The organism is Kitasatospora sp. NPDC038210 (assembly GCF_055600605.1).
In genome coordinates, this window is the sequence record NZ_JBVJYK010000029.1 from 19,905 (window position 1) to 33,400 (window position 13,496).

The 13,496-nt window shown below is 70.8% G+C and carries 14 protein-coding genes and 1 pseudogene; 6 read left to right on the top strand and 9 right to left on the bottom strand.

The annotated features are described in order from the left end of the window. Window positions 1-238: 238 nt before the first annotated feature. From ACZ7KX_RS36180 to ACZ7KX_RS36190, 3 genes and pseudogenes are all read right to left on the bottom strand, one after another. Entirely contained in the window at window positions 239-745 is a 507-nt protein-coding gene (locus tag ACZ7KX_RS36180; protein ID WP_470330206.1) for a hypothetical protein, read from the bottom strand. Between the two features lie 719 nt (window positions 746-1,464). Further along, window positions 1,465-1,602, bottom strand: a pseudogene (locus tag ACZ7KX_RS36185) (IS5/IS1182 family transposase); the annotation flags it as partial. A 100-nt stretch (window positions 1,603-1,702) separates the two neighbouring features. Next, window positions 1,703-2,281 (bottom strand): hypothetical protein, encoded by a 579-nt coding sequence (locus tag ACZ7KX_RS36190; RefSeq protein WP_470330207.1) that lies wholly within the window; start codon window positions 2,279-2,281, stop codon window positions 1,703-1,705. Window positions 2,282-2,601: 320 nt separating this feature from the next. Between ACZ7KX_RS36190 and ACZ7KX_RS36195 the strand changes: the two genes are divergently transcribed. Further along, window positions 2,602-2,709, top strand: coding sequence for an AAA family ATPase (locus ACZ7KX_RS36195; protein ID WP_470330208.1), 108 nt, complete (start codon window positions 2,602-2,604; stop codon window positions 2,707-2,709). Between the two features lie 1,014 nt (window positions 2,710-3,723). Here the strand turns inward: ACZ7KX_RS36195 and ACZ7KX_RS36200 are convergent. From ACZ7KX_RS36200 to ACZ7KX_RS36210, 3 genes are all read right to left on the bottom strand, one after another. Continuing rightward, window positions 3,724-4,302, bottom strand: coding sequence for a DUF6939 family protein (locus ACZ7KX_RS36200; protein ID WP_470330209.1), 579 nt, complete (start codon window positions 4,300-4,302; stop codon window positions 3,724-3,726). A 381-nt stretch (window positions 4,303-4,683) separates the two neighbouring features. Next, the gene (locus ACZ7KX_RS36205) at window positions 4,684-4,902 is read right to left on the bottom strand and encodes an SRPBCC family protein (protein WP_470330210.1); all 219 of its coding nucleotides are present in this window, start codon (window positions 4,900-4,902) and stop codon (window positions 4,684-4,686) included. 783 nt (window positions 4,903-5,685) lie between these two features. Then, window positions 5,686-6,027 carry a hypothetical protein gene (locus ACZ7KX_RS36210; protein WP_470330211.1) on the bottom strand — a complete coding sequence of 114 codons (342 nt, stop codon included), beginning with the start codon at window positions 6,025-6,027 and terminating at the stop codon, window positions 5,686-5,688. A gap of 48 nt (window positions 6,028-6,075) precedes the next feature. Here ACZ7KX_RS36210 and ACZ7KX_RS36215 point away from each other — a divergent pair, with 48 nt between their 5' ends. From ACZ7KX_RS36215 to ACZ7KX_RS36235, 5 genes are all read left to right on the top strand, one after another. Then, entirely contained in the window at window positions 6,076-6,321 is a 246-nt protein-coding gene (locus ACZ7KX_RS36215; RefSeq protein WP_470330212.1) for a hypothetical protein, read from the top strand. Then, window positions 6,318-6,875, top strand: coding sequence for a hypothetical protein (locus ACZ7KX_RS36220; protein WP_470330213.1), 558 nt, complete (start codon window positions 6,318-6,320; stop codon window positions 6,873-6,875). Before ACZ7KX_RS36215 ends, ACZ7KX_RS36220 begins: the two co-directional genes overlap by 4 nt. Before the next feature lie 692 nt (window positions 6,876-7,567). Continuing rightward, window positions 7,568-8,107, top strand: a complete 540-nt coding sequence (locus ACZ7KX_RS36225; protein WP_470330214.1) for an HAD domain-containing protein — start codon at window positions 7,568-7,570, stop codon at window positions 8,105-8,107. Between the two features lie 131 nt (window positions 8,108-8,238). After that, a complete protein-coding gene (locus ACZ7KX_RS36230; protein WP_470330215.1) occupies window positions 8,239-9,093 on the top strand; it encodes a HEAT repeat domain-containing protein in 855 nt (284 codons plus the stop codon). Window positions 9,094-9,369: 276 nt separating this feature from the next. After that, window positions 9,370-9,912, top strand: a complete 543-nt coding sequence (locus ACZ7KX_RS36235) for a hypothetical protein (protein WP_470330216.1) — start codon at window positions 9,370-9,372, stop codon at window positions 9,910-9,912. 93 nt (window positions 9,913-10,005) lie between these two features. Here ACZ7KX_RS36235 and ACZ7KX_RS36240 read toward each other — a convergent pair whose 3' ends face one another. Genes ACZ7KX_RS36240 through ACZ7KX_RS36250 form a run of 3 tightly spaced genes read right to left on the bottom strand, consistent with a single transcriptional unit; the run spans window position 10,006 to window position 13,192 of the window. Then, window positions 10,006-10,410 carry a DUF6009 family protein gene (locus ACZ7KX_RS36240; protein WP_030240262.1) on the bottom strand — a complete coding sequence of 135 codons (405 nt, stop codon included), beginning with the start codon at window positions 10,408-10,410 and terminating at the stop codon, window positions 10,006-10,008. Then, on the bottom strand, window positions 10,407-12,092 hold the full coding sequence (locus ACZ7KX_RS36245; RefSeq protein ID WP_470330217.1) for a DNA primase family protein: 1,686 nt from the start codon (window positions 12,090-12,092) through the stop codon (window positions 10,407-10,409). The genes ACZ7KX_RS36240 and ACZ7KX_RS36245 overlap by 4 nt, the downstream gene beginning before the upstream one ends. Beyond that, window positions 12,089-13,192, bottom strand: a complete 1,104-nt coding sequence (locus ACZ7KX_RS36250) for a bifunctional DNA primase/polymerase (protein WP_470330218.1) — start codon at window positions 13,190-13,192, stop codon at window positions 12,089-12,091. Before ACZ7KX_RS36250 ends, ACZ7KX_RS36245 begins: the two co-directional genes overlap by 4 nt. Window positions 13,193-13,496: the final 304 nt, after the last annotated feature.

Here is a 13,496-nt window from a genome sequence, read left to right on the forward strand (position 1 = left end):
GGCCTTCCCCCGAAGCAGCCCCGTTCCCCACAGCCCCCAGAGCCCTCCATAGCCCCTGAGAGCCCCTGAGAGCTCCTCAGAGGCCCTTCGGTCGCCGATCCCAAGGGTCGGGGGCCAGGCAAGCACGTCAGCCCCGCAAGGGGGCCGGGAGGACTGCGGCATTCGAACACCTCACCCCGCGCTCCCGGGCGCGACCCCAGGACGCCGGCGGGTTGCCGCTGGCGGAGAGGCGGTCGGGTCAGTCGCTGAGTGCGAGGTGCAGGATCGTGGCCCACCCGTCGCTGACCAACAGCAGGTTGCGCCACCAGAGGTAGTACGCGTGCGGGCCTCCGACATCACCGGAGCTTCGGACGGGACCCAGGTGTGCCTCGATGAGGTCGGCGACACCATCGGCGAGTTCGCCGGCCCGCTGGATCTCATCGGGCGTGCGCAGGTTGGCTGCCGGCCATCTCTGGGCGGGCTGCATGAGCCCCTCGGTCACCTGTCGACGGAGAATGTCCCGCCAGGCCCCGGGTGACGCGAACGGGCGTATCGGTGCCGGCACCTGGTATCCGCTGCCCCAGCCCCCGGCGTCGTAGACGGCCTGAGCGAGACTCTGCATCCGGTCATGACCGGGTGCCGTCCCGCTCACGGGGACGACGTGAAGCATTTCGATGAACGGCTCGTGATCGCAGTCCTGGAGCAGGTCGAGCAGGGGTTCCGCTGCGGCTTCCACTGCGTCCGGCGCAGCGAGCGGGTTCAGCATGGATGTCCGGGTCCTCTCGTCCACTCTCGCGGTTCGGCCCCATTGTGCTGGCTGATCGCACATTCGTGCGGCGGAGTTCTGTGGCCTCCGGTGAGCGGGGGTGCCGGAGCTGTCCTCGCTCACGCGAGGCCGACCGGACTCGGCGCACTGTCGGTCCTCCGGGGAGCTTCGACCGCCCTCCGCCCTTCCGAGCGGAGCACACGCCCCGACGCGACGCGGAGAGGGTCCGGACACACTTCATGTCTAATAAGCGTTTACTAAGTCTTTTATGTTCAACGCGCCCACCGCAAAGCACCGTTCGGCGCGAAAACGCGCCTTCGCGGACGACATCGGCCGCTCTCGGGCTCCAAAGCCCACCTCGGGACCAAAAGTCTTCATGCATGCGTCAACCAACTCCGTGCCGGACGGAGATGAGAGGTTCCTGCCTGCTGTCCGCCTGACCGGCACCCGCAACGACTGCACCCAAGCCGAAACGGTGATCGCTCTCGTCCGAGTGTGTGCCGGCCCCGGGTCGGCACGCACCCGACCCGAGCGCGTCATCGCGGGCAGGAGCCATAACTCCCGAGCCTTCCGCGCCTACCTGCGGCCGGCGTGGCACCGCAACCCGCTACGACAGGACCCCGACCACTACCGAGCAAGCCGTCACCTGGCTCACATGATCGCCAAGATGCTCCCCGGGTCCGGTCCTCCAGGACCACGGCGGGCCGGGTCCGCGGCCGGCCGCCCGCGGCGAGGTGGGTCTTCGTCGTCAACCCGCCGCGAGAGCGTCCGATGGCGTGGTGGTCGGGTTCGCCGGCCGGGATCCCCTTTGACGGGCCCCGGGCCGCGTTCTGGAGGGCGCGCACGATCGTGGAGTCGCCGAGACGACCCAGCCGAGGTCGCCCTCGGCATCGACTTCGGTCTGGAACTTCCACGCGATCGCGTCGATCACCTATCCGATGATCGGAATGAAACGCCCTAGCTGCTCCGCGGCGGTGCACCGTAGTTGGCCATCAGCTCGGCGGCATAGGCGTCGGGGACCGGTCGGCCGCGGAAGACCTGCGGCAGCCAGGACGCCAGCGCGCCGGCTGCGTCGACGCACGGCCCGTACCCGACGTGCCAGTCCTGCCGAGCGATCTCGTCCGGGAAGCCTCGGACGACGGCAACCTCCGGGTCGCGTTCGCCCCAACAACCCCAGCGGCCGGAGGGACCGGTGAGTGCGACGGTGCGCGCCGCGATGGTGATCGACTCCAGGGCTTCCCGATCCGGATCGAACCCGACCTCCGCCCAGTAGTCGTCCGGGGTGGCCTCGACGGACAGCGACAGTGCCGGCCCGGCCATGCCGTCCGCTTCGACGACAAGCAGGTCGACCTGCCGGTCGCCGTGCAGCCTGGCCAGCGCGGCGAGCGCCGGCCAGGCGACCGGGGTGAGCAACAGATCGAACTCACAGAACACCGCAGGGTCGGCGAGTTCCCGGAAGACCTGCGCAGGCAACCTGGCATCGAGGTCGAAGACAGCGGCGGCGCGGGCGCGGAGGGCGTCCGGGTTCGAAGTCATGAAGCGGTGCCCTGGTCCTCGGTCTGGTTCGGGGCTGCCGTGAGCGGCCACGGGACGATCTGCTCGTCGGCTGACCGACAGTCAACACTGCCTGCTCGCCCTGTCCGGCGGCTGGGGCCTGTTCCGGCGGATCACGTGGCCGCCCCGCATGCGGGGCCATGGTTCTTCCGGCCGTGGGGCGGGTGCCCTGACAGGCGACGGATGGGCGAACCGAAGGACCGGCGGGCCAGCCGTAGGCGCTGAGGAGGTGGCCCGGCCCATGATCGGGCGGGCGGATAACGCAGTCGCCGGCTGTTCGGCTTCCCGGCCACGATCTGGCGATGACGAGGTTGTTTCTGATGGTCGGCCTGCCAGGAGCCGGAAAGACCAGCCGGGCTCGGCAGCTCGCCGCGGAGCACGGTGCGCTGCGCCTGGCCCTCAGCGACTGAGGCGGACGGGAAGCGCGACGTGCCGGAGGGGCGCATGCTCTGGCTCGCCCTGGAGGCGGTCAAGCTCGGCACCAACGTCGTCGTGGACTACGGCTGCTGGTCACGGCGTGAACGGTCTGCGATCCGCTGGCTGGTGGAGGCCGAGGTGGCGTGCTTCCGCATGGTCCACCTGTCTGTGGACGATGAGATCCAACGCGCTGGAGGGCCAAGAGGTCGAAGTCGCCGGCCCGCCGCCCAGCTGGGTGGGCTGGCGGGAGGGGGCCGCCGACCGGGGGCCGTCGTTCGCGTGACTGCTACGGCCAACGACAACGCAGCCGTACCGCGCGTGCCCGCACCACCGTCCTGTCGCCGCCGCTGATCGGCCGCCCCACCGGCGAAGCCAGAGCCCGGCCGGGTGGCACCCGCGTTCCTCACCGACCAGGACGACTCGGTCCGGGTCCGGCACCTGGACCCAGGGTGGCTCCGCGCGGCACCTCCTCGGACCCGCCCCGGGCCTCCGAAATTTTCCGCGGAAAATTCGGAGACACCGGGCGGCCTTCGAATCCGGTCCCCGCCAGCGGTGGAACAGGTCGGTCCAAAGACCGGGACTCACTCCAGCCGAGCCGGCGTGACATCGCGACGAGCCTCTCCCCCGCAGTCATTCCGCTGCCCCGCCGACGAGCATCGCCCGCCGTCGCCGCCCGTCGCCGTCGGTCGCCACGTGCCGGAGGCGCCACAGAATTTTCCGCGGAAAATTCGCGGCCGTCGGAAGTCCGGCTTCTCATGACGGGAGTACCGGACTGCCGGCGTCGCCGTGGGGCACTCCCCCAGCACCCGGCTCCAACCGTCCGCAGACCTCCCCGGAATTTTCTGCGGAAAATCGGTGAGCCGACCGCGTCCGACCTCGGCCCGGCAGTATCGCCGAACGCGCGGCCGGTGCCGCCGTTGACCGCGCTCAGCGGATCCCGGCCACGGTAGCTCGGTGTTCTGCACATCGCATGAGCACCGCCCCCGCCTCCGAATCCTCAAGCCACTTCACGCACCGTCGGCGCCACGAACCTCGGCATCGTCATCGCTGGGCCAGCGCCCTTCCACGTACAGCTGGATGAGTGCGGCGTGTGAGAGCGGGCTGCTGGGGTCGGTGACGTCCCCGTTGGTGGTGTAGTCGAGGAGGACGACGTCCTCCTTGTTCCTGATCAGCTCGACCAGGTCGGCGACTCTGTGCTCCAGGATCCACCGATAGGCCGGCAGGTAGATCCGGCGGCGAGCCGTTTCGTAGGGCAGCAGCCGGTCGCCGTGCAGGCCGGCTCGGTGCCCTCGGACGGGACCGTATCGACCCACCGTCCGCTTCAGACCCTTCATCGTGGTGATCGCGAGCCTCGCGGGGTCGACGTCGGAGTCCTGGAAGACCTTGAGGGCCTGCCAGATTCCCTCCACCGACTGGCTGGTCGACCCCTCGCTGTAGGGAACCGGGATGCCGCCGTGCGGGTAGAAGGGGCTCAGCCGCACCCACGGTTCCGGCGCCTTGGAGGTCACGTCGATGATCTCCGCGCCGGGGAAGGCTCCGGTCAGTGACGCCGTCGTACGGCGACGGCTGGCAATGCGGATCGGCATCTGGAGGCCCCTCCCCTGATTCGATGACATCAACCACCGAGTATCCCCGGTGCTACTGACATCCCGTCCGCCAGAGGCGCCGGGCGCCGTCGACGAGCAGCCGACGCACGGAGTCCGGCGGCCGTCCGACGCGAGGCGGACAAGACTCATGAGCCCAGGCGCCCTGCCACTCGTGCACCGGATCGTCCGGGATCAAGGCCTGGAAATTTTCCGCGGAAAATTCGTGCCCCTGGCGAGCTGCCCGGCCCGGGTGGACTCGGCGCCGGCCGAACCACCGCGGAGTGACCTCCGAGAGCCGTGGACCATGAGGGCCGCTGCTGCGACGGATGCCCCCGAGGTCCGGGCGAAGATCAGGCCGCGAGCGTGCTTCGGATGCCGGGATCAGGCGTCGGCCAGGACCGAGTCGAGTCGGTCCAAGGCGTGCGGCCAGCCCTCACCCATGCCTCGGTACGCCTGCCTGCCCATCGGTGAATCAAGATCGAAGCCGGCGTGCTCCAGGAAGAGGCGAGTGCCCTTGCCCTCCGGCTCAAGCCGCCAGGTGATCGTCGTGTCGAGCGATCCTTCGGCGAAGCGGTAGCGCAGTAGCCGCTCTGGTTCCACGGCGGTCACCTCGCACGGCTGGGCACCCCCCAGGGGCCCATGTCGAGGGTGAACCGGTGACCCACCAGCGGCTTGATGTCACCTGCGGCCCACCATCGGGCGTGCAGGACCGGATCGGTCAGTGCGGCCCACACTGCCGCCGGTGGGTGGACCAGGAACTTCTCGCAGCGGATCGCGGTGTCCTCGCGTCGACGTCGTCCGACGCGATCCGTCCGCTCGCCCCCGGCGGCAGGAGCCGTCCTCTCGGCTTCAGGAAGGTGGGCATCAGGGGCACGAGGCTGCGGCAACCGGCTGCCGCCGCCCCTCATGGGCTCGTCGATTTTCCGCGGAAAATTCGATGGGTCCTGGCGGCTGCCGGACTTGCCGAGTTCGAGACGCGCGCGAAGCGCGCCCGCTCCTCCTGGGACCCGGCCTTCGGATGCCGGGGGAGTGATAGCGCCCGCGGGGAGCGACCCCAAGCCGCGCCGAGAATTCTCCGCAGAAAATCGGGACCATTCAAAGGCCGCTCGAAGCGCCGACGCCGGCGGGGGAGCGGGGCGAACCGGCCGTGCCGACCCGGTGCGAGCGATGGGGCGCGCCGGCCTGCAGGCGTGCGCGCGCACCGGAATGCGGCCCGACCGAGGCCTGTCCAGAAGATCCTGCCGACGCGCCTGGCCCACCACGGACGATCCGCCGACCGAGCACCTGCCCACTGATCCACAGCCCGAAGACCGGTCCCCGGACGGTCCAGAAATTTTCCGCGGAAAATTCTCCGCGCGGATCGCGGGTCACGTCGCCGCAGGGCTACCCCAGCCCGGAAGGGCGGTTCGGGTCGAGCGCAGGGACAGGCCCCAAGTCGAACTCGCAGATCTCCATCCCGGCGAACGACGTGTGGTCCCGGTCGAACTGAAGCCAGACGCGAGGCTCGTCGTCGTCGTCGAGATGAAGCCATGAGCTGTCGGCACGGGAAGCCGGAGCCGTTCGGAGGTAGGTGCAGGTCGGACGACAGCCGCACCACCCGTGAAAGCGCAACCGCCCGACGGCCCCGGCCAGGGCGGGTTCCCCTTCAGCGATCAGCGCCGCCTCCACGAACGACACCAGCCGGGGATAGACGTCCGCAAGCAGCGGTGGTCCACTCTCATGCATCCCGTCAGGCTAGTGAGGAAGCCGACAGCGTGCGGGCCGAACTGTGCCATGCAGATCGTGCCGCAGCCACCGTCGGCAACCACGACGCTCGCCGACGGCGGCTACTCGGGAACCGGCCTGCTCATCCCGCGCCGCGGGCCCAAGGACGACGGCGTCCACCAGGCCATGCTCAGCATCGCCGGCCTAAACGACCTCCAGGCCACACAACCCAGGCAAGGGGCAGCGGCCCAGGCCTTGCCGGCGAAGAAACGCGTGTCGGACGGAAGTCTCCCGGTGCCGGACAGCGCGGCATGACCACACCTGAGCTCAGCGAACTGGACTACCTTCGGGAGATCGAGCGTCTCGCCTACCGTGTCACCGTCGAGGCGTCCAACGAGGACTGGCTCTCGTTCGCGCCTGATCCGGACGATGCGACGTCTCTTCAACGCAGCGTCAACGCGCTCGCCCGCGTCCTGCGCAGCTACCACTTCGAAGGCGGCGGCCGTACGGAGGAGGATCGTCCCCTGGTCAGGCTCGTCGGCGCCACGGTGCTGAAGCCCGGGGTCATGCCGGCCGGGATGGACAAGGACTACGAGGAGGCGTGCGCGCGAATCGGTGTCGACGCACGGCCGGAGGGTTCGGCGCTGTGGAACACCCGGGACGACGGGGGCCTTCAGGTGACCATGGTGGTGTCCGCCGTCGACACCACCCAGGGCCTCTTCGAGAACTGGTCCCGGGGGAGGGCGCTCGACCCGGTCACCCCGCTGCCCTCCCAGGTTGCTCTCGTCCGCCGAGGCTGGATCGGCCCGATGACGTTCTCACCGCGTGGCGTCAGTAAGACCGGCCGCGGCGGGCAATCATTGTCCTGACCTCCGCGCTGTGCCCGGGGCGAGGACAGGAACAACCGGGGCGACCAACGCCCTGTCATCGACCTGTGGGACCCGGCGACCTCGGCTCGGAAATTTTCTGCGGAAAATCCGGGACCGTCGGGATGCCGCATCGAGGGTGGTTGTCCGACCGTGAGGCGGCACGTCGCGGAGACCCCGTAGCACCGGACCGTCCGCGCTCTCCGTCTTCTCCGCGTTCTCCGTGCCACGAAATTTTCCGCGGAAAATCCTGAGCCCATCGACATCGCCGGACGCACCCGCCCCGCTGGATCAGCGACGCTGTGCGTCCCGTGCCTGCGAGCGATCCGGTGGCAGCTGCAGCAGCTCCTTCCCGATCACGGACAGGACGTGCTCCCCCGGCTGTCAGTCCCGCGGGCCTCCGCCTGTCCCGTCCCTCGGTTGGATCCGAAGAAGCGCGGGATCCGAATTTTCCGCGGAAAATCGTCCGGCCGATCTGCACCACTCAGCGGGGGAGAGGTCCGGCGAATCGCAGCCCCGAGCAACCGCAGCCCCGAGCAACCGCAGCCCCGAGCAACCGCAGCCCGGAGCGCACGCGGCGCGGCACCGGCCATTGCCCCGGCCGGCAGTCGGCGGGGCCGGGAAATCGCTGGGCCCTCCGCCGCTCGACCGCTACCGTACGGGGACGATCATCCGGGGGTGAGCTGATGCGGCCGATGCTGCTGATAGACGTCGACGGTCCACTGAATCCGACCGCGGCGAAGCCGTACCGGAGGCCCCCGGGCTACGAGACGCACCGGCTGATGACCCCGCAGTGGGAGGCGGCCGAGCGGCGCAGGCTCCGGGAGTGGGGCCTTCCGAACAAGCCGCCGAAGCCACTGCGGGTCTGGCTCAACCCCGATCACGGGCCGGCGCTCACCGCCCTGCCGTACGACCTGGTGTGGGCGACGACGTGGGAGGAGGAGGCCAACACCTTCCTCTCCCCCCTCCTGGGGCTTCCCACCCTGCCGGTCATCACCTGGCCCGATCCGCGTCCCCAGCCCGGAGGGGGCGTGTTCTGGAAGACACCGGAGATCGTGGCCTGGGCCCGGGGCCGCCCGTTCGCCTGGGTCGACGACCAGATCACGGACGCGGACCGCGGCTGGGTCCGGGCCCACCACCACGGCCCGGGGCTCCTCCACCGCATCGACCCGAAGACCGGAATGACGGCGGACGACTTCTCACTACTCGCGGACTGGGCACGCGTGACGCCCTGACAGATCGCCCCGACAGCTCACCCCCACAGGTCACCCCCACAGGTCACTCCTCCCGCGGGAGCGTCCCCGCCATGGCCGGTCACCGTCATCCGGGCCGAAGGCCATCACCACCCGCCCGTAGGGTGAGGCGCATGACAGGCACCGGCGGGACAGGGAACACGGCAACGGAACGTGCGGCGCTGGAGCGCGCGCTGAGCGAGTTGGATGCGCGGCTTGCCGCGGATGCCGAACGCGGGCACGACGCCCGCCGTCGGTGCGAGCAGTTGGTGGAGCAGCTGCGCACACCGGCTGCCGCGTTCCTTCGACCGGAACTGGAGCGACGCCTCGCCCGTCACGTCGATGCCGACGACTCCTTCGCCCGGGACCGGATCGCCCACGCCCTGGCGGGTGCCTGCGGCCAGGACGCCCTGCCCGCCCTGCTACGTGCGATGGTGACCGATCGCAACGACGACGAGGCCACACTGCAGCTCGACGTCCTCAACCTGTTCACGGCCTGGCCCGAGACCTCGCTCAGGCTGGCACTGGAGTGCGCCGCCTCCGACGACCCCGGGACACGGATGGTGGGTCTCTGGAGTCTGGCCGTCATCGACTTCGGCGGAGACACGTACTTCGGGCTGATCGCCGACGCGGCCCGCGACCAGAACCCTGCGATACGCGCTCACGCAATGACGACCCTCGGCACCGTCTTCGGCACCGGCGATCCCTCGACAGCCCGGGCCATCCTGATCACCGGCACCTCCGATGCCGCGCCCGGGGTCCGGAGAGCAGCGGTCAGCGCGCTCCGGGGGGCTCACGAGGCGACAGTCACCGACGCCCTCGTCGCCCGCGCCGGCGACGCCGATCCCGCCGTCCGGTACTGGCTGGCGTGGACCCTGTCCGGACGCCCGGCCCCCGAGGCCCGCGCCGCACTCGAACGGCTCACGGCCGATGAGGACGAGAACGTGCGCGACGCCGCGCACCAAGCCCGGGCGCAGCCGACGGGGTGACCCTGGTCCTTGCGGCGCTGATCCCCCGTCCCGGCGCTGGTCACCCTGCCCCGGAGCGGGCAGCGCAGCCGCTCGCCGCGCTCAGTCCGAGTTGAGCCACACCAGGACGCCCGACCTGAACTCATGGGCATTTCGATGCGCGGCTGCGGAGGCGTCGTGCACGCTGACGGGCAGTCGGATGCCCACGGGCGCGGGCGTGATCTTGCCTGACTAGGCTGAAGCCGCACGTCAATGGCCGTGAACGGCGGCCGGGGAGGGTTCTGGACAGTGGAGAAGATGGGCGAGCAGGGCGAGCTGGACGAACTTCGGGCACGGCTGGCCGCACTGGAGGCCGAGGTGGGCCGACTGCGCGGGGAGTCCGCGGCAGCGCACACGGCCGCAGTGCGCACCGGGGAGGCCCGCACCGCGACGAGGCGTGGGGTGGCGAAGCGCGAGGCACCAGCCGCGGGCACGGGCAGCACGGACAGCAGGACGGCCGGGGCCACGACGGTGACGGCGAAGGCTGGCCGGGACAGTACGGAGGCCGGCTCCTCCGCGCACGCGCACACCCCGGCGCCGGACGCCGTGCGCCCCGACCGGGTCGAGCTTCACCAGTCGATGACCGGCCTCGCGGACGCCCTCGGCGTCATGAGGTCCGAGCAGGCCGAGCGGGCCGAACGGGCTCTGCAGGCCGAGCGGGCCGAGCAGCCGACCCAGGTGCTCCGCACCCGGCCCCTGGAGGCCCGGAGCAGCACGCCCGCCCGGCACAGCCAGTTCCTGGAGAGCCTTCTGGCGGGCCAGGCCGTCCTCCCGGAGGAGCCGCAGCGCGAGAGCCGCTAGCCACCCGGGCCGAACGCACCGGGTGCAGCGGTCGGCCCCACGATCAGGCCTCGGACTCAGAGCCTCGGGCCCCGGGCGTCACGCCCGCGGGCCTCAGGCCTTCGGAAGCGTTATCCCCAGCTCCAGCATGGCCGGCGAGGCCGGGCCGCCCTCGGAGCGCTCGGTCTTGTAGCCCTTGACCCCGGGGGCGACGGTGCGCGGGTCGACGGCCTCCGACGGGGCACCGGTGGAGTACAGGCCGTCCGGGTCCTGGTCGCGGTCGTGGGGCAGCAGCCAGAAGACGCGCCGGCGGAAGGTGCCGGAGGCCCGCGAGGACTTGGCGTCGGGGCCGAGGATCGCGTAGCCGACCATGCGACCGTCGCGGTGGTAGGCGGGGCGGCCCCGGCGCGTGGTGAGGCGGTCCAGCGACTGGCGGACGTAGTCGAGGTCGGAGGTGTCCTCCAGCCAGACGAGGTCGGTTTCGTGGGCGAGCTCGGCCGGGTCGATCAGCGCGCTCACGCGTTCTGCTCCTCTGTGTCGTCGGTGATCAGGCCGATGCCCGGGTAGTACTTACGGCTGTTGGACAGGACCATCTCCTTGGGAGAGGTCATACCCAGTGTCTCCCGGACTCGTGCGGCGAAGGCACGCCCGGACACGGGATTGGCGCCTTCGAAGCCGCACCAACGGGTGTAGGCGCCGAATAGCTGGGATTGTTCGGCGCGCATGCCCTCGCCTGTGATGCATGCCTCCTTGAGGAAGCGGCCGACGTGGTCCTCGGTCTCCGCGTACGCGGTGGTGGCGACCTGGACGCGCTGGGGACCCGCGAGGTCCTTCTCGCCGGCGAAGTAGCGTCGGGCGCCGTCGATGAGCCAGGCGAGGATGCCGGGGCCCTCCTCGGCGACGAGGACGTGCGCCAGGTTGTCGATCTTGCGTTCCTCGGGAACGACCCGTTCGAACGGGATCAGGCGCATGCGGCGCCAGAAGGCGAAGCCGCCGGTGCCCACCTCGGGGCGGTGGTTGCCGAGCAGCCAGAGCTTGTGGGTGGGCTCGAAGGAGAAGAAGTCCTGGCGCATCCGGCGGGCCTTGATCTTGTCGCCGCCGGTGAGCAGCTTGACCCGGGCCTCGTCGAAGCGGTCGCCGGGCTTGAGCTCGGAGCACACGATGATGCGGCGGCCGTGGAGCTCGGCGAGGTCGGTGGGGTGGCCGTCGAAGGTCTTGGCCATGAGGAATCCGGGCGGGGCCGCGTCCGCGTAGTCGCCGAGCAGCTGGATCATGACGTCGAGCAGGACGGACTTGCCGTTCTTGCCCTGCCCGTAGAGGAAGGGCATGACCTGGGCGCCGACGTCGCCGCTGATGGAGTAGCCGAGCAGCAGGTGCAGGAAGTCGCGGGTCTGGCGGCCTTCCTTGTCGTCGCCGAAGGTGTCGGTGAGGAAGCGGTTCCAGCGCGGAGTGGGCATCCGGGCGGGGGCGAGGGTGGTGGACCGGGAGTGGTGGTGCACCTTGGGGTCGGGCGGGACGATGGCGCCGGTGCGCAGGTCGACGACCCCGCCGGGGGTGCACAGGGCGTAGGCGTCGGCGTCCAGGAGGGCGGCGTTGAGGACCATGCCGGGGGCGGACTTCGCCTGGGCGAGCATGGCGTTCATGCCGGAGGTCGACAGGGCGCGGCGGCGGTGCCGACGCAGGTCGGTGTTGGTGTAGAGACCGCGCGGGTCGTGGGTGGAGATGCTCTCGGCCATCTCCCCGGCGGCCCACAGGACGGTGTCGTCCTCGTCGAGCTGCCAGCGGTGGGTGGACCAGCGGTACCAGCCGATGCCGGGGACGTGGCGGTAGTCGCGTCCGTAGAGGTGGACGAAGAGCTTGGCGTTGCCGCGGTCGGAGAGGGAGTCGGGCAGCAGGCCGTGCGGGCTCGCCTGCGGGCCCGCAGCGGCCTTGGCCGTTCGGGCGGCCTGGGCGGCCTGCGGCGCCGCTGCGGTCCGCGCGGGGGCCCCGTGGAAGGGCAGCTCGGACTGCTCGGACTGGTCGGACTGCCCCGGCGGCACCGGTGGCTGGGCGGTCTCGGCGGGGTCGTCGAGCAGGCTGTCCTGGACGGCGGCGCCGTGCCAGGGGGCCTGCGAGGGACCGGGGACCGGCGGGTACGCCAGGATCTGCTGGGCTGCGGCCACGGGGTCGAAGACCGTCCTCTTGCGGGTGCTGTCGGTCATCCGCGGGCCTTCCCGATGTGCAGGGGCTGCCGGGCGCCGGCGGCGAGGCCGGAACGGATGACGGCGGAGCTGTGCCGGTCCTGGGTGGGACGGGCGGTGCGAGCGGCATCGAGGAGCAGCTGCTCGGCGGCGGTGTGGGTCAGGTGTCCGGCGGAGACGAGGCCTCCGACGGTGTAGGCGGCGCGGTTGAGCTTGCCGGTGAAACCGGCGCCCTCGGGCGTGGTGGCACAGTCGGTCACCTCCTGCAGGACGGTGTCGAGGACGCGTTCGGCTCCGCGCTTCCCGCCGCCCGCGGCCACGACGGCCTGACGGGCACGGTCGGGCACGGGGGCCGGCGCGACCGGACGGGTCTCCGGCCTCTCCTTGAGGTGCCCGGTGCGGACGAGTTCCTCGGCGAGCCACCGGGGGAGGGGTGCGGGGGTCATCGCGCCGGGCAGGGGGGTGTAGGTGCCCGCGCCCGTGGTGGTGCCGGGGGCGACGATGTAGCCGCCGTGAGCTCTGATGTCGACCTGCCATGCCAGGGCCCGTCCGGTGGAGGAGCCGGTGGAGCAGGTGAAGCCCCGGTGCTCGTCGTCCAGGTACCAGATGTGCAGGCCGCCGGAGGGCGTACGGACGCGCAGTGTGGAAGTGTCCTCTGCGGGATCGGGGGAGCTGCGGAGAGCGGCGAGCAGGGCGAGCGTGTGGTAGCCGTTCTCCAAGCCGTCGAGGTCGACGTGCTCGTGGATGGGGATGCCGGGAAGGATCCGGTCCCGGGCGGGGACGGTGCCGGGGTGGCTGTCGACATCGACGACGACCAGGCCCGAGGGGCCGCAGGCGACACCGGTACCGAAGTCCGGGTTGGTCCGCCACCAGGCGGTGATGACGTCCTGGTCGACGGTGGCGGCGTGGAAGCCGTGGCACCAGCGACCGAAGCGGGGACAGGCACAGTCGCTGGGGGAGTGCGGGGACTCCTGGCAGCTCTGACAGTTGGCGGGCGGGGTCTTGCGCCCGGGCGCAAGCGGATGGACCGGCCAGCCCTGAGCTGCGCACCAGCGGGCAACAGCCAGCGCATCAGGCTGGCGGCCCGTTCGGTCGCTCCCCACGGCCTGCGGCGCCGTCACGCTGGTCCCTCCCCCTTGGTTCAGTAGCTGCTTCAGCAGCTCCAGTCGCTCGGTAGCTGCCCGGATTTGAGTCGCTCGTTCGGTCGCTGAAGGCAAAAAGCCAGGTCAGGGCACTGGTGAGCGCCGGATCAGCGACTGAAGCGACTGAAGTCCAGAAGATAGCTCACACAGACTATCCGAGCGAGCACGTACGCACCCGGAGTGGCGGCCCATGCGGGGAAACTCAGCTACCCAACCTCGGGGGAGCGACCGAGTCGCTTCGGTCGCTGTTTTTGGTCCGCTGACGTTTCCGCAGGTCAAAGCC